Annotated in this window: 20 protein-coding genes and 1 pseudogene; 16 read left to right on the forward strand and 5 right to left on the reverse strand. The window is 62.6% G+C overall.

The features are described from left to right. The first annotated feature begins 8 nt into the window (after positions 1-8). The 9 genes from EN846_RS03950 to EN846_RS34990 all read left to right on the forward strand — a co-directional run bounded on the left by EN846_RS03950 (position 9) and on the right by EN846_RS34990 (position 10,046). Positions 9-3,749, forward strand: a complete 3,741-nt coding sequence (locus EN846_RS03950) for a nitrate reductase subunit alpha (protein ID WP_135913803.1) — start codon at positions 9-11, stop codon at positions 3,747-3,749. Continuing rightward, complete coding sequence (narH, locus tag EN846_RS03955) at positions 3,746-5,272, forward strand: nitrate reductase subunit beta (RefSeq protein ID WP_127311190.1); 1,527 nt, start codon at positions 3,746-3,748, stop codon at positions 5,270-5,272. Before EN846_RS03950 ends, narH begins: the two co-directional genes overlap by 4 nt. Continuing rightward, positions 5,272-5,964 carry a nitrate reductase molybdenum cofactor assembly chaperone gene (gene narJ, locus EN846_RS03960; protein WP_127391736.1) on the forward strand — a complete coding sequence of 231 codons (693 nt, stop codon included), beginning with the start codon at positions 5,272-5,274 and terminating at the stop codon, positions 5,962-5,964. Before narH ends, narJ begins: the two co-directional genes overlap by 1 nt. 12 nt (positions 5,965-5,976) lie before the next feature. Continuing rightward, positions 5,977-6,756, forward strand: coding sequence for a respiratory nitrate reductase subunit gamma (narI, locus tag EN846_RS03965; protein ID WP_127282306.1), 780 nt, complete (start codon positions 5,977-5,979; stop codon positions 6,754-6,756). Between the two features lie 3 nt (positions 6,757-6,759). Beyond that, positions 6,760-7,659: a peptidylprolyl isomerase gene (locus tag EN846_RS03970; protein WP_127311189.1), complete on the forward strand. Its 900-nt coding sequence runs from the start codon at positions 6,760-6,762 to the stop codon at positions 7,657-7,659. 11 nt (positions 7,660-7,670) lie between these two features. Next, positions 7,671-7,952 carry a hypothetical protein gene (locus EN846_RS03975; protein ID WP_127282308.1) on the forward strand — a complete coding sequence of 94 codons (282 nt, stop codon included), beginning with the start codon at positions 7,671-7,673 and terminating at the stop codon, positions 7,950-7,952. Continuing rightward, positions 7,949-9,205: a gephyrin-like molybdotransferase Glp gene (glp, locus tag EN846_RS03980; protein ID WP_127310525.1), complete on the forward strand. Its 1,257-nt coding sequence runs from the start codon at positions 7,949-7,951 to the stop codon at positions 9,203-9,205. The genes EN846_RS03975 and glp overlap by 4 nt, the downstream gene beginning before the upstream one ends. 99 nt (positions 9,206-9,304) lie before the next feature. Beyond that, on the forward strand, positions 9,305-9,901 hold the full coding sequence (locus EN846_RS03985) for a DUF2478 domain-containing protein (RefSeq protein ID WP_127310526.1): 597 nt from the start codon (positions 9,305-9,307) through the stop codon (positions 9,899-9,901). Between the two features lie 7 nt (positions 9,902-9,908). Continuing rightward, complete coding sequence (locus EN846_RS34990; protein ID WP_167509424.1) at positions 9,909-10,046, forward strand: hypothetical protein; 138 nt, start codon at positions 9,909-9,911, stop codon at positions 10,044-10,046. A 98-nt stretch (positions 10,047-10,144) separates the two neighbouring features. Here the strand turns inward: EN846_RS34990 and EN846_RS03990 are convergent, their stop codons facing one another. The 4 genes from EN846_RS03990 to EN846_RS04005 all read right to left on the reverse strand — a co-directional run bounded on the left by EN846_RS03990 (position 10,145) and on the right by EN846_RS04005 (position 16,005). Further along, entirely contained in the window at positions 10,145-13,411 is a 3,267-nt protein-coding gene (locus tag EN846_RS03990) for an efflux RND transporter permease subunit (protein WP_127310527.1), read from the reverse strand. Beyond that, positions 13,408-14,418, reverse strand: coding sequence for an efflux RND transporter periplasmic adaptor subunit (locus EN846_RS03995; RefSeq protein WP_127310528.1), 1,011 nt, complete (start codon positions 14,416-14,418; stop codon positions 13,408-13,410). The genes EN846_RS03990 and EN846_RS03995 overlap by 4 nt, the downstream gene beginning before the upstream one ends. Before the next feature lie 65 nt (positions 14,419-14,483). After that, complete coding sequence (locus EN846_RS04000) at positions 14,484-14,687, reverse strand: DUF2892 domain-containing protein (RefSeq protein WP_127310529.1); 204 nt, start codon at positions 14,685-14,687, stop codon at positions 14,484-14,486. A gap of 25 nt (positions 14,688-14,712) precedes the next feature. Further along, positions 14,713-16,005 (reverse strand): FAD/NAD(P)-binding oxidoreductase, encoded by a 1,293-nt coding sequence (locus EN846_RS04005; RefSeq protein WP_127310530.1) that lies wholly within the window; start codon positions 16,003-16,005, stop codon positions 14,713-14,715. Positions 16,006-16,173: 168 nt separating this feature from the next. Between EN846_RS04005 and EN846_RS04010 the strand changes: the two genes are divergently transcribed. From EN846_RS04010 to EN846_RS04025, 4 genes and pseudogenes are all read left to right on the forward strand, one after another. Next, positions 16,174-16,470: a metalloregulator ArsR/SmtB family transcription factor gene (locus EN846_RS04010; RefSeq protein ID WP_127287183.1), complete on the forward strand. Its 297-nt coding sequence runs from the start codon at positions 16,174-16,176 to the stop codon at positions 16,468-16,470. Positions 16,471-16,606: 136 nt separating this feature from the next. Next, on the forward strand, positions 16,607-17,011 hold the full coding sequence (locus tag EN846_RS04015; RefSeq protein WP_127287182.1) for a host attachment protein: 405 nt from the start codon (positions 16,607-16,609) through the stop codon (positions 17,009-17,011). A 717-nt stretch (positions 17,012-17,728) separates the two neighbouring features. Then, positions 17,729-18,172 carry a pyridoxamine 5'-phosphate oxidase family protein gene (locus EN846_RS04020; RefSeq protein WP_245478313.1) on the forward strand — a complete coding sequence of 148 codons (444 nt, stop codon included), beginning with the start codon at positions 17,729-17,731 and terminating at the stop codon, positions 18,170-18,172. Between the two features lie 139 nt (positions 18,173-18,311). Further along, a pseudogene (locus EN846_RS04025) lies at positions 18,312-18,503 on the forward strand (NapC/NirT family cytochrome c); the annotation flags it as partial. Between the two features lie 142 nt (positions 18,504-18,645). Here EN846_RS04025 and EN846_RS04030 read toward each other — a convergent pair. Further along, positions 18,646-19,098: a pyridoxamine 5'-phosphate oxidase family protein gene (locus EN846_RS04030; RefSeq protein ID WP_127310531.1), complete on the reverse strand. Its 453-nt coding sequence runs from the start codon at positions 19,096-19,098 to the stop codon at positions 18,646-18,648. A gap of 346 nt (positions 19,099-19,444) precedes the next feature. Between EN846_RS04030 and EN846_RS04035 the strand changes: the two genes are divergently transcribed. The 3 genes from EN846_RS04035 (at position 19,445) to EN846_RS04045 (ending at position 24,567) form a co-directional block, all read left to right on the forward strand. After that, the gene (locus EN846_RS04035; protein ID WP_245493231.1) at positions 19,445-20,284 is read left to right on the forward strand and encodes a universal stress protein; all 840 of its coding nucleotides are present in this window, start codon (positions 19,445-19,447) and stop codon (positions 20,282-20,284) included. A gap of 12 nt (positions 20,285-20,296) precedes the next feature. After that, positions 20,297-21,934 carry an MBL fold metallo-hydrolase gene (locus tag EN846_RS04040; RefSeq protein WP_127391759.1) on the forward strand — a complete coding sequence of 546 codons (1,638 nt, stop codon included), beginning with the start codon at positions 20,297-20,299 and terminating at the stop codon, positions 21,932-21,934. A gap of 74 nt (positions 21,935-22,008) precedes the next feature. Next, entirely contained in the window at positions 22,009-24,567 is a 2,559-nt protein-coding gene (locus EN846_RS04045) for a cation-translocating P-type ATPase (protein ID WP_127309462.1), read from the forward strand. Positions 24,568-24,639: the final 72 nt, after the last annotated feature.

The raw sequence follows: 24,639 nt of genomic DNA on the forward strand, positions 1-24,639 counted from the left end.
ACAACGCAATGTCACATTTTCTCGACCGGCTAACCTTCTTTCGCAAGACCGTCGACAGCTTTTCGGACGGTCACGGGATAGTGACCAACGAAGACCGGTCCTGGGAAGACGGCTACCGCAAGCGCTGGCAGCACGACAAGATCGTGCGCTCCACCCATGGTGTGAATTGCACCGGCTCGTGCTCGTGGAAGATCTACGTCAAGGGCGGCATCGTCACCTGGGAGACGCAGCAGACCGATTATCCGCGCACGCGGCCCGATCTGCCCAACCACGAGCCTCGCGGCTGCGCACGCGGCGCGTCATACAGCTGGTATCTCTATTCGGGCGCCCGGGTGAAATACCCGATGATCCGCGGCCGGCTGTTGAAGCTGTGGCGGGCGGCTCGCGCCAAGATGCCGCCAGTCGCGGCATGGGCCTCGATCGTCGAGGACTCGAACAAGCGCCAATCCTACATCTCGATCCGCGGCCACGGCGGCTTCGTGCGCGCCACCTGGGACGAGGTGAACGAGCTCGTCGCAGCCGCCAATGCTTACACCGCCCGCAAACATGGCCCTGACCGCATCATCGGCTTCTCGCCGATCCCGGCCATGTCGATGGTCTCCTATGCCGCCGGCTCGCGCTATCTTTCGCTGCTCGGTGGCGTGTGCATGTCGTTCTACGACTGGTATTGCGACCTGCCGCCGGCGAGCCCGCAGACCTGGGGCGAGCAGACCGACGTGCCGGAGAGCGCCGACTGGTACAATGCCGGCTTCATCATCGTCTGGGGCTCGAACGTGCCACAGACGCGTACCCCGGACGCGCATTTCTACACTGAGGTCCGCTACAAGGGCACCAAGAGCGCGGTCGTCTCGCCGGACTATGCCGAAGCGACCAAGTTCGCCGACATCTGGCTCAATCCAAAGCAGGGCACCGACGCCGCGCTGGCGCTCGCCATGGGCCACGTGATCCTGCGCGAATACCACCTCGACCGCAGCGTCGCCTATTTCGACGACTATGCCCGGCGCTACACCGACATGCCCTTCCTGGTGCGGCTGGCGGAGCGCGACGGCAAGCTCGTTCCGGAGCGCCTGCTGCGTGCCTCCGAGATCAAGGGCGCTCTCGGCGAGAAGAACAACCCGCAATGGAAGACGGTCGCCATCGACGAGGCAACGGATGCGTTAGTCGCGCCACTCGGGTCGGCCGGCTACCGCTGGGGCGAGCAAGGAAAGTGGAATCTCGAGGAAAAGGATGGCAAGGGGCGGGACGTTCGGTTGAAGCTCTCCCTCGCCGGCGATGGAGCTGACATTGCGGCTGTCGACTTCCCCTATTTCGGAGGCCGGGCAACGGAGCATTTCGTGGCCACCGAGCATGGCGAGATCCTGACCCGCAATATCCCGGTCCGCACGATCAAGACCATCGACGGGGCGGTGAAGGTGGCAACGGTCTACGACCTGCTCATGGCCAATTACGGCCTCGACCGCGGCTTCGGCGGCGCCAATGTCGCCTCTTCCTACGATGACGACGTGCCGTTCACACCCGCCTGGGCTGAGCGCATCACTGGCGTGAAGCGCGACGCCATCGTCACCGTGGCGCGCGAATTCGCCACCAATGCCGAAAAGACCAACGGCCGCTCGATGGTGATCCTGGGCGCAGGTCTCAACCACTGGTACCACATGGATATGAATTACCGGGGGATCATCAACCTCCTGGTGTTCTGCGGCGCCGTCGGCCAGTCGGGCGGCGGCTGGTCGCACTATGTCGGCCAGGAAAAGCTGCGGCCGCAGACAGGCTGGACGCCGCTCGCTTTCGCGCTCGACTGGGCGCGCCCGCCGCGCCACCAGAACTCGACGTCCTTCTTCTACGCGCACACGGACCAATGGCGATACGAGACCCTGACGGCGGCGGAGATCTTGTCGCCGACCGCGCCCGAAGGAGACTGGAACCAAAGCTTCATCGACTACAACGTCCGCGCCGAGCGCATGGGCTGGCTGCCTTCGGCGCCGCAGTTGAAGCAGAACCCGCTCGATATCGCCAAACGAGCTTCGGCTGCTGGCCTCGAGGTGAAGGACTATGTGGCAAGCGCACTGAAGTCGGGTGAACTCGACCTTGCATGCGAGGACCCTGACGATCCGGCCAACTGGCCCCGCAACATGTTCGTGTGGCGCTCCAACATTCTGGGGTCTTCCGGCAAGGGCCACGAATACTTTCTGAAGCACCTGCTCGGCACCACGCACGGTGTCATGGGCAAGGACCTCGGCGCCGAAGGCAAGGTGCGCAACAAGGAGGTCGTTTGGCACGACGAGGCGCCGCGGGGAAAGCTCGATCTTCTTGTCACGCTCGATTTCCGCATGTCGACGACCTGCGTGTACTCCGACATCGTGCTGCCGACCGCGACCTGGTACGAGAAGAACGACCTCAACACCTCCGACATGCACCCCTTCATCCACCCGCTGTCGGCGGCGGTGGACCCTGCCTGGGAGGCACGCTCGGACTGGGATATCTACAAGGGCCTCGCCAGGGCCTTTTCCGAGGTCGCTCCGGAGGTGCTGGGCGTGGAGCAGGACGTCGTCCTAACTCCCACCCAGCATGACACGCCCGGCGAGATCGCCCAGCCCTTCGACGTCGCCGACTGGAAACGCGGCGAGATCGAACCGATCCCGGGCAGGACGATGCCGGCCGTGAGCGTCGTCAAGCGCGACTATCCGAACCTCTACGCCCGCTTCACCGCGCTCGGCCCGCTGATGACCGAGGCCGGCAACGGCGGCAAGGGCATCAACTGGAAGACAGCGCATGAAGTCGAGGCGCTGGGCGCGCTCAACGGCGTCCAACCCGCCGGCCCCGCCAAGGGCCTGCCGAAGATCGAGACGGATATCGACGCGACCGAAGTCATCCTGATGCTCGCGCCGGAAACCAACGGCGAGGTCGCGGTGAAAGCCTGGGAGGCGCTCTCCAAGGCGACGGGCCGCGAGCATGCTCATCTCGCCATCCCGAAGGAGGACGAGAAGATCCGCTTTCGCGACGTTCAGGCCCAGCCGCGCAAGATCATCTCCTCTCCCACCTGGTCCGGCATCGAAAGTGAGAAGGTCTGCTACAATGCCGGCTACACGAACGTCCACGAACTGATCCCGTGGCGCACGCTGACCGGACGCCAGCAGCTTTATCAGGATCATCTGTGGATGCGGGCCTTCGGCGAAGGCTTCATCACCTGGAAGCCGCCGGTCGACCTGAAGACGATCTCCGCCGTCAAGGGAGTCAGGTCCAACGGCAACAAAGAGATCGTCCTCAACTTCATCACGCCGCATCAGAAATGGGGCATCCATTCCACCTACAGCGACAATCTCCTGATGCTGACGCTCAATCGCGGCGGTCCGGTGGTGTGGATTTCCGAGACCGACGCCAAGGCCGCGGACATCGTGGACAATGACTGGGTCGAGGTTTTTAACGCCAACGGAGCGCTTACGGCCCGCGCCGTCGTCTCCCAGCGAGTCAAACAGGGCATGATGCTGATGTATCACGCTCAGGAGAAGATCGTGAACACGCCCGGCTCCGAACTGACCGGCAACCGCGGCGGCATCCACAATTCGGTGACGCGCACGGTGCTCAAGCCGACCCATATGATCGGCGGCTATGTCCAGCAGTCCTACGGCTTCAACTACTACGGAACCGTTGGCTCCAACCGCGACGAGTTCATCGTGGTCCGCAAGATGGCGACCGTCGACTGGCTCGAGGAACCCCTGCAAGCGAATGCTCCCAAGGAGGCCGCAGAATGAAAATCCGCGCCCAGATCGCGATGGTGTTGAACCTCGACAAATGCATCGGGTGTCACACCTGTTCGGTTACCTGCAAGAACGTCTGGACCAACCGTGAAGGCGTCGAATACGCTTGGTTCAACAATGTCGAGACCAAGCCGGGCGTTGGCTATCCCAAGGAATGGGAGAATCAGCAGAAATGGAACGGCGGCTGGCGACGCAAGAAGAATGGCAAGATCGAGCCGAAGATGGGCGCCAAGTGGCGCATCCTCGCCAACATCTTCGCAAACCCTGATCTGCCGGAGATCGACGACTACTACGAGCCGTTCACTTTCGATTACCAGCATCTGCACACGGCGAAGGAATCGAAAGCTTTCCCTACGGCTCGTCCGCGCTCGGCCATCACCGGCGAGCGGATGGAAAAGATCGAATGGGGACCGAACTGGGAGGAGATCCTCGGCGGCGAGTTCGAGAAGCGGTCGAAGGACGTGAATTTCGAGGGCGTCCAGAAGGACATTTACGGCCAGTTCGAAAATACCTTCATGATGTACCTTCCGAGGCTTTGCGAGCACTGCCTCAACCCGACCTGCGCGGCGGTGTGCCCGTCCGGGGCCATCTACAAGCGCGAGGAGGACGGCATCGTACTGATCGATCAGGACAAGTGCCGCGGCTGGCGCATGTGCGTCTCCGGCTGCCCCTACAAGAAGATCTACTACAACTGGTCGTCGGGCAAATCGGAGAAGTGCATCTTCTGCTATCCCCGCATCGAGGCGGGGCAGCCGACGGTCTGTTCGGAAACCTGCGTCGGGCGCATCCGCTATCTCGGCGTGATCCTCTACGACGCCGACCGTATCGAGGCGGCTGCCAGCGTACCGCAGGAGAAGGACCTCTATCAGGCGCAGCTCGATATCTTCCTCGATCCGAACGATCCGGCCGTCATCGCACAGGCCCGTGCCGACGGGATTCCCGACAACTGGCTGGAGGCGGCCAAATTGTCGCCGGTCTGGAAGATGGCGATGGAGTGGAAGATTGCCTTTCCGCTTCACCCCGAGTACCGCACGCTGCCGATGGTCTGGTACGTTCCGCCGCTCTCGCCCATCCAGTCGGCGGCTGCCGCCGGCAAGATGGGGCTGGACGGCGATATGCCCGACGTGCGCAGCCTGCGCATCCCGCTCCAGTATCTGGCCAATCTGCTGACGGCGGGCAATGAGGAGCCCGTGGCGCTTGCGCTCGAGCGCATGCTGGCGATGCGAAGCTACATGCGGGCAAAGACGATCGACGGCCGCCTCGACGAGTCGATCGCGACGCGGGTCGGCCTGACGGGCGCAGCCATCGACGACATGTACAAGGTCATGGCGATCGCCAATTACGAGGATCGTTTCGTCATCCCCACTTCGCACCGCGAATGGAGCGAGGACGCCCAGGACCTGCGCGGCTCCTGCGGCTTCTCGTTCGGCAACGGTTGCTCGGGCGGTTCCACCGAGACCAACCTCTTCGGCACCAAGCAGACCAAGCGGCCGACAAACCCGATGGAGATCGCGTGATGCTCTCGAACAGGACCTTCAAGGCGCTCTCGGCGCTCCTTTCCTATCCGACCGAGGAACTTTGCGCGGCGATCCCGGAAATCACCGCGGCGGTCGCAGACGAGGGACTGATATCGGACGAAGCAGGCAAGCACCTGCAGTCCTTGTTTGCCGATCTGGCCACCCTGGATCTCTACGATTTGCAAGAGCGTTACGTGGAATTGTTCGACAAGACGCGCCGCCACTCGCTGCATCTCTTCGAGCACATCCATGGCGAGAGCCGAGATCGCGGCCAGGCGATGGTCGATCTGGCCGAACACTACCGGCGTGGCGGGCTCGAGGTCGCGGCAAACGAATTGCCCGACTTCATCCCGCTTTTCCTCGAATTCCTCTCCGCCCGTCCCATTGAGGAGGCGCGCGGGCTGCTAAATGAAACCGGCCACATCTTCTCGCTGCTGGAAGGTCGGCTCGCCAAGCGCAACGCAGGCTATGCCGCTGTATTCACGGCCATACGCTCGATAGTCAGCGAGCCGGCCGTGGCCGTGGGCGCCGACGAACTCGACGAGCCCGACGACCTGGCAGCCATCGACGCCGCCTGGGAAGAGGCCGCGGTCGCATTCGGTCCCGGGAATGCGACCGACGGCTGTTCCGTCGACCGACTGAGAATCCAGATGCGCGCCGCCAATCGCGATGCGCGTAGTAGCGTTGCCTGACGGAGGAAAGCCATGTCCGACACAATCAACGCCGCGCTCTTTGGCTGGTATCCCTATTTCTGCCTGACCATCTTCCTGCTCGGTAGCCTGATCCGCTTCGATCGCGAGCAATATACCTGGAAGACGGGATCCTCCCAGTTGCTGCGGCGGCGTCAGCTCCGCTGGGGCTCCAATCTGTTCCACGTCGGTATCTTGATGATCTTCGCCGGCCACTTCGTCGGCCTGCTGACGCCGATCTGGGTATTCGATGCGCTCGGTGTCTCACACAGCTTCAAGCAGGGCCTTGCCATCACCGCCGGCGGCATCGCTGGCGTTGCCTGCTTCATCGGCATAGCGCTTCTGGCCCATCGTCGTCTGTTCGATCCTCGCATCCGCAACACGTCGGCGCCCGGTGACATCGCGATTTTGTTGCTGCTCTGGTTGCAGCTCACGCTTGGCCTTTCGACCATCTTCGTCTCGCTCGGTCACATGGACGGCCATGAGATGGTGAAATTCATGAACTGGGCGCAGGGCATCCTCACCTTGCGGCCGGCGGCCGCGGCCTACGTCGCCGACGTCAACCCGATCTTCAAGGCGCATCTCCTGCTCGGCATGACGATCTTTCTGGTCTTCCCGTTCACCAGGTTGGTTCATGTCTGGAGCGCGCCGGTCTGGTATCTCGGCCGTCCCGGCTATCAGGTCGTGCGCACACGCTTCGCCGAGCGCCGGTCGCCCGCGCCAGTGTCCGTGATGCGGTCGTCCGAGCCCTTGCGGCGCCCCGCTGCCGCTCCATCCCACCAGCCCGCGGAGTAAACCATGGCCGCGCTCGTCATCGATCATTCGGCCGGCCGCAAATCGTCCGAACATCCGCACGAACACCGGCCCGCAACTCCTGACACGGCGCCGTCCCGCGAACGCGTGGCGATGCCGCCGGTGACCGTCAACGGGGTGGCGATATCGCGCAAGGCGATCGCCGCCGAGGTGCAGAACTTTCCCGCCCGCAATCCCGGCGAGGGATGGCATGCCGCAACCCGTGCGCTCGTCATTCGCGAGCTGCTCCTGCAAGAGGCGCGGCGTCTCGACATAGCCGCCGACCAGCGGACCGACCAGGATGGACGCAGGGAGACCATCGAAGACGCGCTGGTGCGCGGCTTGATCGAGCGCGAGGTTCGCGTTCCCGAGGCGGATGAGGAGACGCTGCGGCGCTTCTATGAAAATAATCTTCGCCGTTTCATGACGCCGCCTCTCTATGAAGCCGATCATATTCTCATAGCGGCTCGTCACGATGATCGTGAGGCATTCGCCGCCGCGCGTAAAAGGGTGTCGTCGCTGAGATCTGCTCTGGCAGCTGCTCCAGAGCGTTTCGCGGCACTGGCGCGAGATTGCTCGGATTGCCCGTCGGGAGCCTTGGGCGGCAGCCTCGGCCAAATCGGGCCGGGCGACACCACGCCGGAATTCGAGGCTGCTCTCATCGAGCTCGTCCCAGGCGATATCTCGCAGCCAGTGGAGACGCGCTACGGCGTCCACCTCATTCGCCTGACGCGGCGCATCGACGGCCGCCAGCTTCCGTTCGAGGCCGTGCGGGAACGCATCGCGTCCTATCTGGCCGAGCACGTCAGCCGGCAGGCGACGGCGCAATACGTCTCCCTGCTTGTCGGCCGGGCGGACATCGTCGGGATTGCCATCGACGGCGCATCCTCGCCGCTGGTGCAGTGAAGGGGGAAGCAATGCTCGGAGATATCATCGCCTCACTGGAAGACCCGAAAGCGGCCATGGCAATCGTCGCCGCGTTCGAAGAACCGGCCTTGGCCGCGCGGTTGACCGCGGCCGCGGATGCATCCGGTCGTTCGCCGGCCGATATCGTCGGCTCGGCCGTTCGTAATTTCGTGGACACCGCATCCGACGATCGTTGGACGCAACTCATCGGTATCATGAACCGCGCGCAGGATCCGGGCCTTGCGGCCATGCGGGCGATTCTCGAAAAGACGCTGCCGGACGTCGCGGCATGACCGTCCCGGCAACACTGCCCGATAGCTGCCGCTGCGCAGGCCCAGGTGTCGTGCCATTCGAAACGGCGCGACGCGCAGCCATCGCATTGGCACGGCCGCTGGATGATCCGGAAATGGTGCCGTTGGCCGACGCCGTAGGACGTCTTCTGGCCGCGGCCATCGAATCCCCGCGCGCTATTCCGCCTTTCGATCAGGCGGCCATGGACGGCTATGCGATAAGCTTGGCCGGCAGGAGAGGCGTGCCTCTGGTTCTCCCTGTGGTAGGCCGCACGAGCGCGGGCGATCCGCCGCGCGTGCTGGCTCCGGGCGCTGCACACCGTGTCATGACGGGCGCGGCGTTGCCCAAGGGCGCGGACACTGTCGTCATGCAGGAGCAAACGACGCGGCGTGGCGATCTCGTGCAGTTCGCGCTCGACGCGGCGCCGGGCGCGCATATTCGCAGGGCCGGTGAGGATGTGACGCAAGGAGCCTGCGTCCTTCGTCCAGGCTGCATGATCGGCTGGCCGGAAATCGCGCTTCTTGCCGCCATTGGAATTGATCGCGTCCCGGTTGCGCGTCGCGTGCGGATCGCCATTGTCACGACCGGCTCCGAACTTCGTAAGGCTGGCGGGCCGCTTGCATCCGGCACGATCTATGACTCCAACGGGCCGCTTCTGGCCGCTCTGCTGAGCGAGCCAGGCACCGATGTGACGTTGTCGACCGTTCACGACGATACCGCGGCCATCGCGCGAGTGCTCGAAGACAGCGCGAGGGAGGCGGATCTGATCATCACCACTGCCGGGATGTCGGTTGGCGAAGAGGACCACGTGCGCGACGCAGTAATGCGCGCCGGGGGCCAACTCGAGATAGCCAAGGTGGCGCTGAAACCCGGCAAGCCGTTGGCAATCGGCAAGGTGGGGGAGGCGTGCTTCGTCGGATTGCCTGGCAATCCGCAGGCGGCGGCCTTTGGCGCGCTGGTCTTCGCGCGTCCGATCGTGGCGAACCTCCTCGGTCAGGTGCCGGCGACGCGCCTCACGGCCGAGTTGACCTTTACATGTTCTTGCAAGCCGGATCGCACGGAATTGGTGCCGGTTCGCCTGGATATTGAACAGGGGCGATTGACCGCCAGCCGCAGCGGGCCGGATGGCTCGCACAGAATGATGCCGATGGTATCGGCCGACGCCATTGCGATTGTGCCCGGTGCGTCGATCCCAATTGAGCCTGGCATGCCCGTTGAAGTGCTTCCATTCAGCCGTGGAATATTTGGGAGATAGGCCGATGGTTTTGGATATCGCCGCGCCAATCCCGCTGCATCGGAGCTACCCCGCGCCTGCTGGCCGACTGGCAAAGTACAAACTGAAGGAGATTCCCTCATGCAGAGCCTTCGTCCTGACTGCCCCATTACCGCTATCGTTTATTCAAACGGCGTGGAGTTCGAAGCACTCCTGCAGGAAATGACTACCATCATGGCCGAGCGAGGCGTGCGATTGGCCGGCCTTGTCCAACTGAGCGAAAAGAAACCTGATCGGGTGAAATGCGACATGCACCTTCGGGATCTCGCTTCGGGCAAGCTCCACGGTATATCCGACGATCGAGGTCCCCACTCCCGAGGCTGTGTTCTGAATACCGATCGGCTGCTCCGCGCCTGCGAAGCCGCCGGAGCTGCGTTGTCCGGCAAGACCGATCTTCTGGTTCTGTGCAAATTCGGAAAGACCGAGGCCGAAGGCGGTGGCTTCAGGGCCCTCATCGCAAAGGCGCTGGAACTCTCGGTACCCGTGCTGATCGGCGTTCCCGTCATCAATCTCGCACCGTTCCGCGAATTTGCAGCCGATCTTGCCCGGGAAATCGAACTGCCCCGTCTGCCGTCCGATCGGCTCGCGGCTTTGGACTGTTTGCTCGACCGCAGCGTGACGGCGCGCGGCCCCTATCAATCCCTGGACGGGAGAATAGCCGGTGCCGAGGTGGCTTGAGACTATCGTGCGTTCCGTCGTCGCTGGCGGCGCCGTGGGTGTTTCGGCGGCCATCGTCAATCTGACGGGGGGGCCATCGGTTTTGATTGTCTTGGCGGCGATCGTGATAATGTTCGGCGTCTCCGGCGATTTCCGCCAGAGCTAACGCAATTCCAGGGAAACTGTGAAACGGGTTTCCGACTGGACTTGCGTTAAAACAAAGAGATAGAGCGGCTCACCGTTTCCGTGAAGCGGTGAAACGATCTAGTGGTTTGCCGGCTCGGGATACTCAGTCAGCGCGGCTGCGACAGGTTCGCTCGGCCCAGCATCAGCACGCGGGCCACCGCGCAGCGCCACATAGATCGCCGGGATGACCAGCACCGTCAACAGCGTCGACGAGGCGAGGCCGAACAGCAACGAGATAGCCAGCCCCTGGAAGATAGGGTCGGTCAGGATCACCGCGGCGCCGATCATCGCCGCGAGCGCGGTGAGCAGGATCGGCTTGAAGCGGATAGCCCCGGCTTCGAGCAGCACCTCGAGCAGCGGACGATCCTCGCTCCGCGCATGACGGATGAAGTCGACAAGCAGGATCGAGTTGCGGACGATGATGCCGGCAAGCGCGATGAAGCCGATCATCGAGGTGGCCGTGAAGGGCGCGACGAACGCCCAGTGGCCAAGCATGATGCCTATCAGCGTCAGCGGGATCGGGGTCAGGATCACCAATGGCAGGCGGAAGGAGCCGAACTGCGCGACGACCAGGATGTAGATGCCGAGGATCGCCACCATGAAGGCAGCGCCCATGTCGCGGAAGGTTACCCAGGTCACTTCCCATTCGCCGTCCCACAGGAGCGTCGGCTTCGATTCGTCGTCCGGCTGGCCATGCAGCGCGATCTGCGGCTTTGGCAGCGCGCCCCAGTCCGCCTTGGCAATCGCATCGTCCACGGCGAGCATGCCGTAGACCGGCGCCTCAAACGCCCCGGCCAGCTCGCCCATCACCATCTCGGCCGGCCTGCCGTTGTGGCGGAAGATCGGGTAGGAGGCCGGCTCCTGGCTCACCCGCACGACGTCGCCAAGCTCGACAACGTCGCGCGCGCCGGGAAGCGCGTTGGCGGCAACCGGCGTGGCCAGGGCACGCTGATCGACCACGCCATTTGCCTTGGACAAGGCGATGCGGATCGGGATCGGCAGGCGCCCGCCGCCTCGGTGCGAGTAGCCGACCGTGGTACCGCCGTAGAGATAGCTCAGCGTGTCGTACACATCCGCCTGCTCGACCTTGTAATATTCCAGGTTGTCCTGGTCGATCGAAAGCCGGAGCCGTTCCGGCTGGTTGTGGAAGCTGTCGTCGACGTCGACGATGAACGGGATGCTGGCGAAGGTCTCGCGAACCTTGGCCGCAACCGCGCGGCGGGTTTCGGCGTCCGGGCCGTAGATTTCGGCCAGCAGTGTGCCGAGCACCGGCGGTCCCGGCGGCGGCTCGACCACCTTCAGCACCGTGCCCGCCGGCATCGCCATGCCCATCAAGCGCTCGCGTAAGTCGAGCGCAATGGCATGGCTGGCGCGGCTGCGGTCTCCTTTGGGAAGCAGGTTGACGGCGATGTCACCCTGTTCGGGGCTCGATCGCAGGTAGTAATGGCGCACCAGGCCGTTGAAGTTGAAAGGCGCGGAGGCGCCCGCGTAGGTCTGGAACGACACTACCTCCGGCACGGAGGCCAGGCGATTTGCGGCGGCCTGGAGCAGTCGGTCGGTGTCCTCGACCGACGAGCCCTTGGGCAAGTCCGCCACTATCTGGAGTTCGGTCTTGTTGTCGAAGGGCAGAAGCTTGACCGTCACGTGCTCGGTGTAGATCAGCGCCATGGACGCAATCGTGGCAATGCCCACGACCAAAAGGAACGCCCAGGCTCTGAGCCGCGACTTCAAGATCGGTCGCGCCACCGCGATATAAATCCGCCCCAGCACGCCGCCCTGCGCGCTGCCGGCGTGGCCATGGGCGCCGACCCGATCCTTTCCGCCGAGCTTCATCATCAGCCACGGTGTCAACATCACCGCGACGAAGAATGAGAAAAGCATCGCGGCCGAGGCATTGGCCGGGATCGGGCTCATATAGGGGCCCATGAGGCCGGAGACGAACAGCATGGGAAGCAGCGCCGCCACGACGGTCAGCGTCGCCACGATGGTGGGATTGCCGACCTCGGCAACTGCATCGATCGCCGCCTGGGCGCGCGAGCGTCCGCCGTCCATCGCCCAATGGCGCGCGATGTTCTCGATGACCACGATGGCGTCGTCGACGAGGATGCCGATGGAGAAGATCAACGCGAACAGGCTGACACGGTTCAGCGTGTAGCCCATCACGCGCGAAGCGAACATGGTCAGTAGGATGGTCGTGGGTATCACGACGGCCACCACCAGCGCTTCTCGCCAGCCGATGGCTACTGCGATCAGCAGGACGATGGAGACGGTCGCCAGGCCCAGGTGGAAGAGCAGTTCGTTAGCCTTCTCATTGGCCGTCTCGCCGTAGTTGCGCGTCACGCGCATCTCGACGTCGTTGGGGAAGATCTGGCCGCGCACCTGCTCGAGGCGCTTGACGATCATATCGGCGATGACGACCGCATTGGTGCCCGGGCGCTTCGCGATCGCCACCGACACGGCCGGCGCGCGCTCGAGACCGGTATCGGACTTAGTGATATTGGTGACGCGGTTCTCAGCCGGTGACGTCGCGAGCACCACGCTGGCAACGTCGCGGATATAGACCGGCCGCCCGTCGCGAGCCGTGAGCAAAAGGTTGCCGATCTCAGACAAAGCCTGCAGCGTCTGACCGGCCACCAGCACCCGCTGATTACCCCGGTCGCGGACCGTGCCGATCTGGAAAGAGCGGTTGGCGCCCGCGATCTTGCCCATCAACTGCTGCAGCGTGATGCCATACAGCGAAAGCTTTTCCGGATCCGGCTCGACCTGGATCTCATCGGGCTGCTCGCCAACGACGTAGGTGAGACCGATATCGGGAAGCTTTGCGACCTCGACCTGCAGCTCATGCGCAAGACGCGTCAGGTCCGCCGAGGAATACCGCGCCGCCACCTGCGGCGCCGGCGTCAGTGTCACCACCACTATGGCAACGTCGTCGATGCCGCGCCCAACGATCAGCGGCTCTGGAATCCCGACGGGGATGCGATCCATGTTGGCGTGCACCTTTTCGTGGATGCGCAGGATCGCGGCATCCGAACTGGTGCCGACCTTGAAGCGGGCGGTCACCAGCGCGCCATCATCGGTGGTTTGGGAGTAGACGTGCTCCACGCCGTCAATGCCCTTTATGATCGTCTCCAGCGGCTCGGTCACGAGCTTGGCGGCATCTTCGGCCCTCAGGCCGTTTGCGGAGACGTGGATGTCGACCATAGGCACGGAGATCTGCGGCTCCTCCTCGCGGGGCAGCGTGACCAAGGCCACAAGCCCAAGCGCCAGCGCGGCCAGCAGGAAGAGAGGCGTCAGAGGCGATGCGATGAATGAACGGGTAAGCCACCCGGCGATGCCGAGTTTCATGGCAGAGCGACCTTGTCGCCATCGGCAAGACCACTCAGGATCTCGATGCGCGGCTGGCCGGCATCCTGGAATGTGCCACCCCGCACCACAGTGACGTCAAGCGGCCCATCCGCCGTCTCGATTGTGACATAGTCTATACCGTGGACGATCCTAAGAGCCTCTGGCGGAACGCCCAACATGGTCCGCTTTGCGACCGGTATGGACACGAGGGTGCGCTCGTTGACGAAATAGGTCCCGATGTCGGCGACTTCGACGTCGGCAATCACGCGACCTTTCTCGATCTCCGGGTAGACCTTTGCGATCCGGCCTTCCCCAGCCTTGACGAAGCCGGCATTGGTACCCGTGCCGCGTTCGCCGATATCGACGCGGGCGCCTTCCGTTATCTCGACGGCGTGCCGTTCCGGCAAAGACAGGCGCAGGTAATACTGGCCCGATGCCACCCGCGCGACGGGTTCGCCCGCCATTATCACCGAGCCGGCGGCCACGGGAACCGTCAGCACCCGGCCGTCGGCTGGGGCCAGGATATCGCCTTCCCGTGTGCTTTGCTCGATGACCGCCCGCTCGGCAATCGCAGCCGCGAGCTGGTTCGTGACGACATCGAACTGCGTCTTTGACGCGTCGACCCGGCTTTGGGCGGCAGCACCCTTGGCCAGCAGGTCCTGTGCGCGCTGCAGATCGGTACGGGCACTGTCGAGTTGCGAATTCAGGGCCGCGATTTTGGCGTCGGCGGCTCTGAGCTGCAAGGCGAGCTTGTCGTCGACGACCGTGGCGACCATGTCGCCCTTGCCCACCTGGGCGCCCTCCGAGACGTGAACGGACGCGACGGTTCCCGAAATCCTTGCCCTGGCCGGCAGGATGGTGCGGCTCTCCACCTGTCCATACACGGCCTTCATCTCGGTGATGGTCGTGGACTTGACGATGAATTCGGCGGCGTGTGTATCGATCGCAAAAAGGCCGGCGGCGCCGACCAGAAGAATGTACGCCAGGGCCGAATGCAGTGGTCTCATTGGCTAATCTCAGTCGGTTGAAATGGATATGGAGGCGACGGAGCCGCCTCCCGGCTTAGCGGCCCTTACTCGAACGCTGCACCCGGCTTGCAGCCGAGCTTCTTGAAGACCATCGCTGCCGGGCAGAAGCCCGTGACCGAGGCCTGCATCATGTTGAGCCCGGCGAATGCCGTCAGCAGGAACCAGTAAGGCGAATAGTAGATGCCGAGCGTGAGCGATATCAGCACTACGACGCCCGCAAACCTGAGAACTGCCTTGTCTATCGTCATAATTCTTGTCTCCTGAACGCCGTGCCTATTCGGCCGGCTCGATGTGGATGGCCTTGAGTTTCTTGATGCCCAGGACGTCGAGCGCCAGCCCCTCGTAGAAGGTTTCGCTCTTTCCCTGCCGCACCTTGTGAAGGAAGTATTTCTCGAACCCCACTTTCGCCGCATGGACCCATTTGCCTTGCGAGGACCAGTTGACGTTGCGGGGAGGGATCTGCGGCTGCGCGACAAAGGCTATACCTTCATCGCCGAAATCGGCGAGGCAGATCGCGTTCCACGTCGCGACGGCCCTCGGTTCCTGGCCGCGTAGCAGCGCGCCGATGTTCTCGGCGGTGGCCGTGACCATGGATTCGATCATGAAGCCGGTCTTGGGAACGCCGACGGGAAGCGGCGTCTTGCCGACCGGCGGAATGGCCACGCAGACTCCGATCGCGAAGACGTTGGGATGGGTCTGGTTGCGCTGGTGCTTGTCGATGGTGACGAAGCCGCGCGGATTGACAAGGTCCTCGGTCCCCATCAGCGCCGGAACGCCACGGAAGGCAGGCAGCATCATCGAGAAGGCGAAGGGCAGGTCGCGCTTGGCTTTGGTCGTCCCGTCCTCGTCGACTTCCTCGACGTGCATCATGTCGGCGTCGACCGAAGCCACCTTGGCGTTGGTGATCCACTTGATGTGGCGATCCCGCATGGCGCTTTCGAGCAGGCCCTTGGTGTCGCCGACCCCGTCGAGACCGAGATGGCCGATATAGGGTTCCGGCGTCACGAAGGTCATCGGGACGCGGTCGCGTACCCTGGCCTTGCGCAACGCTGTGTCGAGGATGAAGGCGAATTCATAGGCCGGGCCGTAGCAGGACGCGCCCTGAACCGCGCCCACGACGACTGGACCGGGCTTGCGAACCAGTTCGTCGAACTTCGCCCGCGTGGCGACGGCATGGTCGATGTGGCAGATGGATTGGGTATGTCCGGCAGGTCCGAGACCCGGCACCTCGTCGAAGGCAAGATCGGGACCGGTCGCGATGATCAGATAGTCGTAGTCGACGAAGGTGCCGTCGTTGAGTTCGACGCGGTTTTCCTTCGGATGCACCTTCTTTGCGCCTTCGGGACGCAGCGCGATGCCGCGCCGCTTGAAGGTATCCGCCAGATCGACAGTGACATCATTGCGCTCCCGCCATCCTACGGCCACCCAGGGATTTGAAGGTACAAAGGAATAGGACGTGCCGAGCGTGACGACGGTCAGCCGATCCGCTCGGCGCAGCTTGTCGCGTATTTCGTATGCCATGATCGTGCCGCCGAGACCTGCTCCGAGGACGACGATGTGGGACATGATGATCCTCCCGTTGGTTCGATCTTCGAAGCATCCTGCGGGTGAAAGTCGCGTTCTTCGTTGATCGGGCTCAATTTCCAAACGGCGCGGCGCAATTGTAAGGTACGGCGTCGGCCAACCCGATTGGCAAGCTTGCATGTAACATTCAAAGATAATAAATTCAAGATTATGAATGTATCAGATTTGATCCCGGCCTCAGGCAGGGCGGCGGAACTGCTCCGGAGCCTGTCCCATCCACAGCGTTTGCTCGTGCTATGCGCCCTCGGAAATGAGGAGCGCTCGGTGGCCGAGTTGCGAGAGCTGCTCGACATCGACCAGGTGCCTATGTCGCAACAGCTTATGCGGCTGCGGGCCGATGGTTTGGTCGAGGCGCGCCGGGACGGCACGACGGTCTACTACCGTATCACGAGGCCGGAGGTGCTCACGGTGATCGAGGCGCTGCATTCCGCCTTCTGCCCGAGTTGACTCGGCGCATTCCGCTTGGGCTTGACTAAGGTCAATGCGACGCAGGTCGAACCGGCATTACCTGCCTGCCAATAGCAAAACGAAAAGATCGGACACGGCCCTACAGCGCTCGGCTGATCCAGCGTCGGAGAAACACATGATCCTGAACAACGGCACTCTCGTGGCGGTAACTGACGGCGAGATCCTGCGACTGTTTCATAATAAGGGGCATGAACCTCATATCGAGCTTATCGAAATCGAGGATCCCATCCTTGAAATGGCCCGCGCAGGATCCGGCGGGAGGCATCGCAGCTCAACCGCCAATCCGGACGAGTCTCGGCTGCGTGAGGACGACTTTGCGGGATCGGTCGCCGCTTATCTCAATGAGCAGTCGCATGAAGATTACTGTGAGCATGTTTTGATCATCGCCGACCCGCGCACGCTTGGAGAGCTGCGAAGGCACTATCAGCCCTCGTTGAGCGCCAAACTGGTCGGCGAGATCACCAAGGACTTTGTCAAGCATTCCGTCCTGTCGATCGAAGGTGCCATAGAGATTGCCTGATCAAACGCATTCTGCACCGCAGCGATTGGCATAGTGATCTCCATATAGATCGCTGTGTCCAATGTCTCGTGTCGGAGCGATAGGACGTTCGCCATGGCTGTTCGAGAAAACGCTGTCGTTCCACTCGGCGTATTGATGCGCTCGCGGGTTCTGCCGAGCACGCCACAACCTATGGCAGGCGCGCGCTGGGGGCACCCTTACTGAACCTTGATGGTTGCCCTTCATGAAATGATCGGGGACATTGCAGAAGACTGCGTAGAAGCCCGGCTTGAGGTTGAGGGTCAGTGACCCTGTCTTGCCTGGATCGAGCTCCGAGTCTTCGCCAAGGTGGCCCGCCGCATTCGTGTCGCCGTCCTTGTCCCGCGAATGCCGGCGCCGAAACTGCCAGCCTGGTCATGGCGCTCGCGACAATCGGGTTCCTCGTGCTGTAAGCCCCCAAGTCACAGCGAAAAGCGGTTCGTGGAGCCTGTTCCATGGGCTATAATGCGATTGCGCGAAGCATTGAGGTGGCGGCATGTCGGACTGGCTCGCTTGAGAGGGCCACAAGGCGGTTCCTGATTACAGCGCAACTTGGATCAGGGCACCCGTCGTCGTCTTTGCTAGAGTGGTGCTTGGAACACGGCGAGTAGCCCGGCGAGCGATCGTGCTTCTCGTGGAAGCCGCTTACGCAGCATCGAGATGCACAGCGTGAAGAACGCTCTTTACCGGGGGAGTCCCGTGATCATCAGTGAGATGACCGCCCAAGAATCCAGGATGCACCTAGCCGCGAGCAGGGTCGGGCGCCTTTGCGTAAGCGACGGGATGCCGTACGTTGTGCCGATTAGCTTCGTTTACGAACACGGCCACATCTACAGCTTCTCCTTGGTTGGTCAGAAGGTCTTGGCGATGCGCGGAAATCCTCAAGTTTGCGTCGAAGTCGACGAGATCCGTAATCCACGCAACTGGTGGAGTGTCGTTGCCTTCGGGCGCTATGAAGAACTCTCCGAAGGCCCCCGGCAGAATGAGCGCGACCATGCATGGTCGCTGTTGCAGAAGGCACGCCCCAACTGGTGGGAACCTGGCAGCGAGACGCCTCAATCCGAGGACAAGGTTGCCAGTCCGCCTCACCTTTTCTTCCGCATCAACATCGAGAGAATCACTGGCCGCCGTGCTCTCGCCTGACCCGGCCCAGTCTGGTTGTGACCGCGCAGGCCGAAGACCGGCAACACAGCGACATCGCCTTCGCGAAGCGCAAGGTCGCGCCAGGTCCGGACGCCCTGGCTCAAGCCGGTCCGTCGGCGGGGCGGAAAGTCGCTGAAACCATAGGCGCTACCTGCCTGCCGGCGAAGCGACCTGCATCGACTGTCATAACGGCATCGCGCATGAGCTGCCGAAAATGGAGGGCGTGATCCGGGCTGGAGGTGCCGCCGGAACTTCAGGGCGAGCAGCTTCCAAGTCGTCTGCCATCGACGAACTTGAACGTCTGATAGCGGTATATCATCCCGAGTCCTAACGAAGGCTACAGATCACCAACAAACCCAGAATCCACTTAGGACCCATCGTATGGGTGGGACCGTTAGCCCGCCGGGTCTGAATGCCTTGGCTTTGCCGGCCTCGCTCACGCAACCCAAAGGTTGTCTTGGGGGCGAGCGCGATCAGCAAGTGACGACATCGGTGTGGCCGAAACCCTTGGAGTAGTCGAGCACCGAGATGACCGTAGGCATCACGCGAAATATGCGCACCTGATCCGGAGTTGGCATCGGTCCTGGCAGCGAGACTTGCTGCGGATACTTCAGCGGCAGCATCCGCAGGACCTTTTCCGCTTCGGCCAGGTCTGTCACCGCCTGGGCTCGCGCCGCCATGGAAAGTCCGGTGATTTCCATCACCTGCGGCGTGTCGTGATCGATGGTCAAGGACACGCGATCGTCCTGCGTCAGATTCCCAGCCTTCTGGCTTTCCAGACCGCAGAGGAAGTAAAGGGTAAGGCCTTCGTTCACGTAGCCGACGGTGGTCGCCTGCGGCCAGCCGTCGGGCTTTAGCGTTGCGATGGTCATGATCCGATGCTGATCCAACAGCGTCACGATCTTCTTTCTGATCTCTTCCTTCATCCGTTGTCTCCAAAGTCATTGCTGACCCTGACCATAGTAGGGTCGTGGACCACCTCGCCTTGACGCACATCAACGCAAAGGAGGGCAAACGCGCATCTGCAGCATTGCCGGCGAAACGAGACGCAAATTATCTAGGCCCTCTCTGCGACCGAGCGGTCGATACCCTGGCTCTGCTGAATGTCAGCGTTCGCGGCGTCAAGGTGGGCTTGCCGAGTGAGTGCCTGTTCCTCGGCCCCACCGACGGCTGCATTTGCGGTGAATCAATGCGCACGCCGTCCACTGCCTCCATAGATGTCGCAGCAGCGCCGGCATCCAGTGGCCCGACCTCGCCGCAAAGGAGGCGAATATGATGAAGCCGATGGTATCCCTGTCTCTGGCGACGTACCCGGAGGCGAACACACCAAAGACCGCGTCTAATGCAGTCGCGGTTGCCAGGCGCATTGGAGCGACGCTGCACGCGGTCGCCATCAATGTCGACATTCCCGACGTTTCAAACGCTCTGTCGAGCTTCTTGCTCGACCTTCCCAACAAGATCAGGGAGGCCGAAGCGACCAGTCGCAGTTTCGGCAAGAACTTGCTGGAAACAGTTGCAAAAGAAGCATTGCAGGGCGGGGTCCGCTTGACGACGCAGGAGCTGACCGCGCCACCGGCCCTAATTGGGGACACAGCGGCCGAGCAGTGCCGCTACTTCGACATCTGCCTGGTCGGATGGGCGCCGGACAACCAGACGGCGCGAATGACAGCCGAGGCGGTCGTGTTCGGATCGGGTCGACCGACCCTGCTGCTTCCTGACGCCACGGATGTCGGCGCCCTTGACCATGTCGTCATCGCTTGGGATGGCAGTCGCGTGGCTGCGCGGGCCGTTGCCGATGCACGGCCGTTTCTGGAGCTTGCCACGATGATCACGGTTGTGACCGTGACGGACGAAAAGCCGCTGCCGGGACAAGACATCGGTGAACGCCTTGCGCAAGGCCTGAGGACGCGCGGTCTGGCGGCCGAAGCCGCATCAATTCAGGCGGGGGCGCGCTCGATCGCCACCGCTATCCAGGAGCATGCCCTCGAAATCGGCGGCAAACTATTGGTTATGGGTGGATACGGTCATTCGCGCGTCAGGGACTTCGTGCTCGGTGGGGCGACCGAAGGCATTCTCTCGGATTTGCGCCTGCCCGTTCTCCTGTCGCACTAGGGCATGATTCCCATGAACGCCAGTCGAGGCACGGATCCTGTTTTGCGCTTCCACGGCGCAGCCCACGGTGTTACCGGCTCTTGCTACGAGATCGAAACACCACGCGCGAGGATCCTCGTCGATTGCGGCCTCTTCCAGGGATCGAAGTCGGAGCGGGCCTTGAACTACGGCGCGTTCCCGTTCCCGCCGGAAGCGATCGACGCCGTCGTCCTGACGCATGCTCATATCGATCACAGCGGCCTTCTGCCAAAGCTGGTCACGCAGGGCTTTGCCGGGCCAATCTACACGACCCGAGCTACAATCGATCTTTGTTCGGTCATGTTGCCGGATGCGGCGCATATCCAGGAGATGGAGGTGGAACAGCTTAACCGCCGCAATGCGCAGCGCGGGCGGCCGCCGGTCGAGCCGATCTACAGGCAGCAGGATGCAGCAGCGTGCATGACCCTTTTTCGGGCCTTGGAATACGCCGCATGGACCACCGTAGCCCAAGGCGTTCGGGCTCGCTTTTGGAACGCCGGCCATCTGCTCGGCTCCGCATCGGTTGAGCTAGAGATCGACGTGGAACGTCAGAACATGCCGATGCGCATACTGTTTTCAGGCGATATCGGACCCGGTCACAAGCCGCTGCATACCGATCCGGAGGGCCCGGCCGGTGTCGACTATCTCATCTGCGAATCGACCTATGGCGACCGCGACCGCCCGGACGTTGCGCCTGAACAGCGGCGATCAATGCTCGGCGACGTGGTGCGCAGCGCTGCCGAGGCGAGCGGCCCCCTTATCGTTCCTTCCTTCGCCGTCGAGCGGACACAGGAACTGCTGGTAGACCTCCACCTGCTCATGAAAGCGGGAGAGGTGCCGACTGCTCCGATCTTCGTCGACTCGCCGCTGGCGACACGTGCCAGCACGATCTTCGAAAGACATGCCGACGACATCGAACAAGTCGACGGTCTGCGTCAGGCTCTCAGTTCACCCCAACTGCGCTTCACGGAAACCATCGAGCAAAGCAAGGCGATCAACCGCCTGAGAGGCTTTTTCGTCGTGATCGCCGCCAGCGGCATGTGCGACGCCGGGCGTATCCGCCATCATCTCAAGGCCAACCTCTGGCGGCGGAACGCGACCGTGATGATGGCGGGGTACCAGGCTCAAGGGTCACTCGGAAGGATACTGCTCGACGGCGCGCGGCGTGTGCGCATCCAGGGCGAAGAGGTAGAGGTCAAGGCCCGGATCAGCCTGTTCGATCTCTACTCTGGCCATGCCGACGCAAGCGAACTCGTCGCCTGGGCCTTGGCTCGAACTCCGGTCAAGCACACGGTGTTCCTGACGCATGGTGAAGAAGCAGGCTTGGTCGGCCTCAGCGGCCGGCTGGCTGGACCGATTCCTTCGGACAGGATCATCATGCCGGAGCTGGATAGCGCTTTCCAATTGACGTCCCAAGGCTGTTTGCCGGTCGACGCCAACGAGCCGCGCCGCCTGAAGCCGGAAAAGGTTGCCCGGCTGGATTGGCACAACGATCTTTCAAAGCTTCTCCTCGACGTCACGGAGGCCGTCAACACCGCGGCCGACGAACGGGGTCGCGCCGCAATCATCAGACGGATGCGCCGAGCGCTGGACGCGCCGGCGCTCGGCGCCTTCGCAAATGACGAAAGCTGATCGCGCATCTTTGAATTCAATTTTCGTCACACGGGAAAATGCAAGACGGCACGCTGGGACTCGAACAAGGCCAAATGTCTCGATCCGCTTCATCCACCATTGCAATGCCCGGCCTCAGCGAGGCCGAAGCACAGGCAAGGCTTGCCACCGAAGGCTTCAACGAAATGCCCAGGCCCAGTCGCCGCACGCCGTTGCGGATTGCCATCGAGGTCGTGCGCGAGCCAATGCTCGCCCTGCTGTTAGGTGGAGGTAGCGTCTATTTGCTTCTTGGCGATCTCCAGGAGGCGTTGATCCTGCTTGCATTTGCCACGTTGTCGGTTGGGATTACCATCGTCCAGGAGGCGCGGACGGAGCGTGTCCTCGAGGCGCTGCGCGACCTGACCAGTCCGCGCGCCCTGGTAATACGCGACGGCGAACGCAAGCGGATTGCGGGTCGCGAGGTGGTGCGCGGCGATACGGTCGTGCTGGGCGAGGGGGATCGCGTTCCGGCCGACATCGTGCTCATCCAGAGCCGGGATATCCAGACCGATGAGTCCTTGCTGACCGGCGAGTCTGTTCCGGTGCGCAAGATTGCTGCCAGGGATGCCGATCTGCCGGCGCAATGCAGGCCGGGGGGCGACGACCTGCCTTTCGCATTTTCCGGATCACTCATCGTTCGCGGTTCAGGCATTGGCGAAGTTCTGGCAACCGGGCCGCTCAGCCAAATCGGTGCGATCGGGCAATCGCTGAGCACCATGGAAACCGAGGCACCCCGCCTGCGGCGACAGACAAAACGCCTTGTCGGCATCTTCGCACTTGTCGGCGGCGCCGTCAGCGTTCTCGCGGTCGTGCTTTATGGCTTGTTGCGGGGCGGATGGCTTGATGCGGTGTTGGCGGGCATTGCGCTCGGCATGTCGATGCTGCCCGAGGAGTTTCCCATGGTGCTGACAATCTTCATGGCCATGGGTGCCTGGCGCATCTCGCAGGCGCGCGTGCTCACCCGTCGCGCAGCAGCGATCGAGACGCTTGGCTCGGCAACTGTCCTTTGCACCGACAAGACCGGAACGCTGACCGAAAATCGCATGACAATTGCAGAAATGAGAACGGCCGATGGAAAACTGCTTCGCCTGAACAGCTCAAGCAAGGAGATGCCAGCGGCCTTTGCAGAGTTGGTCGAGATCGGCGCGCTTGCCAGTGCCGAAATTCCCTTTGATCCGATGGAAAGGGCATTCCACAAGCTTGCCCAGGAGCGCCTGGCGAAGCGTGCTGAGGGTGCCGATTGGAAATTGGCCCGCGCCTACGGGTTGCGTCCTGAACTGCTGGCAATGTCGAACGCCTGGCGGCTATCGGCTGAGGGCAACGACTACCTGATTGCCGCCAAGGGTTCGCCGGAGGCCATCGCGGCACTCTGCCGTCTGCCTGCGGATCGTGTCGCTTCGCTCAAGGATGTTGTGGACGCCATGGCCACGGAAGGACTGCGCGTCTTGGGCGTCGCGCGTTCCAGCCATGCTGGCGATCAACTGCCGGACAAGCAGACTGAATTCGAATTTGAATTCTTGGGTCTCGTCGGGCTTGCCGATCCTCTGCGAGCGGAGGTTCCGGACGCGGTGAGCAATTGCCGCTCCGCCGGCATCAGAGTGATCATGATCACCGGGGACTATCCCGCGACAGCCAGAGCTATCGCCCGCGGGGCCGGGCTCGACTTCAACGATGTCGTCACCGGCGAAGAGCTCAAGGCGCAGGATGACGCAGCCCTGTCGGCGCGCGTGAAGACCGCAACGGTGTTCGCGCGGATCATGCCCGAGCAGAAACTGGCAATCGTCAGAGCATTGAAGGCCAATGGCGAGATCGTTGCCATGACCGGAGACGGCGTCAACGACGCGCCTTCGCTGAAAGCAGCCGACATTGGCATTGCCATGGGAGGGCGCGGCACGGACGTCGCGCGGGAGGCGTCTTCCATCGTCCTTCTCGATGATGACTTCGGGTCGATCGTCAAAGCCATCCGGCTGGGCCGCCGCATCTACGACAATTTGCGCAAGGCAATGGGCTTCATTCTTGCCGTGCACGTACCGATTGCGGGTCTGGCCCTCCTTCCATTGCTGTTTGGGCTGCCTATCCTGTTCGGACCTATTCACATTGCCTTTCTGGAGATGGTGATCGATCCGGTCTGCTCCCTGGTCTTTGAAGCGGAGACCGAGGAGGACGACACGATGAGGCGTGCGCCGCGACATCCGGAAGCTGCGCTCTTCTCGCGCTCGTTGATCGCGTGGAGCGTTGTGCAGGGCCTGCTGGCATTCGCGCTTGTTGCTGGCATCTTCCTCGTCGCCTTGCGCTGGGGAATGCCGGAGAATGAGATTCGCGCCCTGACATTCTTCTCGCTGGTGCTGACGATCGTTGGGCTGATTTTCGTCAACCGTACGTTCAGCGAGTCGCTGCTTGTTGCGTTGATCCGGCCAAACCGATCGCTTGCTTTCGTCGTCGTGGTGGTTGCCGCGGCGCTGGGCGGGACACTTGCATGGCCACTCGCAAGTGGCCTCTTCCAGTTCGGACCGCTGCACCTGGACGACCTCGCCGTGACGTTGGCGGCCGGGTTGGCAGTGCTGGTCTGCCTTGAGGTCCTGAAACACTTCTGGCGAGATGGGCTGAAAGCCTGATTGTTGGTGGCAGTATGACCGCGGTTCCAACCAGCGCGACGCCCAGCTTGCACAATGCTAGCGATGCAGCGA

Source organism: Mesorhizobium sp. M4B.F.Ca.ET.203.01.1.1, from assembly GCF_004791025.1.
Classification (GTDB): Bacteria; Pseudomonadota; Alphaproteobacteria; order Rhizobiales; family Rhizobiaceae; genus Mesorhizobium; species Mesorhizobium abyssinicae.

Bases quoted from the DNA above. Each gene is read 5' to 3' on its own strand.
- EN846_RS03950 (WP_135913803.1), top strand. From the start codon at position 9: ATGTCACATTTTCTCGACCGGCTAACCTTCTTTCGCAAGACCGTCGAC.
- narH (WP_127311190.1), top strand. From the start codon at position 3,746: ATGAAAATCCGCGCCCAGATCGCGATGGTGTTGAACCTCGACAAATGC.
- narJ (WP_127391736.1), top strand. From the start codon at position 5,272: ATGCTCTCGAACAGGACCTTCAAGGCGCTCTCGGCGCTCCTTTCCTAT.
- narI (WP_127282306.1), top strand. From the start codon at position 5,977: ATGTCCGACACAATCAACGCCGCGCTCTTTGGCTGGTATCCCTATTTC.
- EN846_RS03970 (WP_127311189.1), top strand. From the start codon at position 6,760: ATGGCCGCGCTCGTCATCGATCATTCGGCCGGCCGCAAATCGTCCGAA.
- EN846_RS03975 (WP_127282308.1), top strand. From the start codon at position 7,671: ATGCTCGGAGATATCATCGCCTCACTGGAAGACCCGAAAGCGGCCATG.
- glp (WP_127310525.1), top strand. From the start codon at position 7,949: ATGACCGTCCCGGCAACACTGCCCGATAGCTGCCGCTGCGCAGGCCCA.
- EN846_RS03985 (WP_127310526.1), top strand. From the start codon at position 9,305: ATGCAGAGCCTTCGTCCTGACTGCCCCATTACCGCTATCGTTTATTCA.
- EN846_RS03990 (WP_127310527.1), bottom strand. From the start codon at position 13,411: ATGAAACTCGGCATCGCCGGGTGGCTTACCCGTTCATTCATCGCATCG.
- EN846_RS03995 (WP_127310528.1), bottom strand. From the start codon at position 14,418: ATGAGACCACTGCATTCGGCCCTGGCGTACATTCTTCTGGTCGGCGCC.
- EN846_RS04000 (WP_127310529.1), bottom strand. From the start codon at position 14,687: ATGACGATAGACAAGGCAGTTCTCAGGTTTGCGGGCGTCGTAGTGCTG.
- EN846_RS04005 (WP_127310530.1), bottom strand. From the start codon at position 16,005: ATGTCCCACATCGTCGTCCTCGGAGCAGGTCTCGGCGGCACGATCATG.
- EN846_RS04010 (WP_127287183.1), top strand. From the start codon at position 16,174: ATGAATGTATCAGATTTGATCCCGGCCTCAGGCAGGGCGGCGGAACTG.
- EN846_RS04015 (WP_127287182.1), top strand. From the start codon at position 16,607: ATGATCCTGAACAACGGCACTCTCGTGGCGGTAACTGACGGCGAGATC.
- EN846_RS04030 (WP_127310531.1), bottom strand. From the start codon at position 19,098: ATGAAGGAAGAGATCAGAAAGAAGATCGTGACGCTGTTGGATCAGCAT.
- EN846_RS04035 (WP_245493231.1), top strand. From the start codon at position 19,445: ATGATGAAGCCGATGGTATCCCTGTCTCTGGCGACGTACCCGGAGGCG.
- EN846_RS04040 (WP_127391759.1), top strand. From the start codon at position 20,297: ATGAACGCCAGTCGAGGCACGGATCCTGTTTTGCGCTTCCACGGCGCA.
- EN846_RS04045 (WP_127309462.1), top strand. From the start codon at position 22,009: ATGTCTCGATCCGCTTCATCCACCATTGCAATGCCCGGCCTCAGCGAG.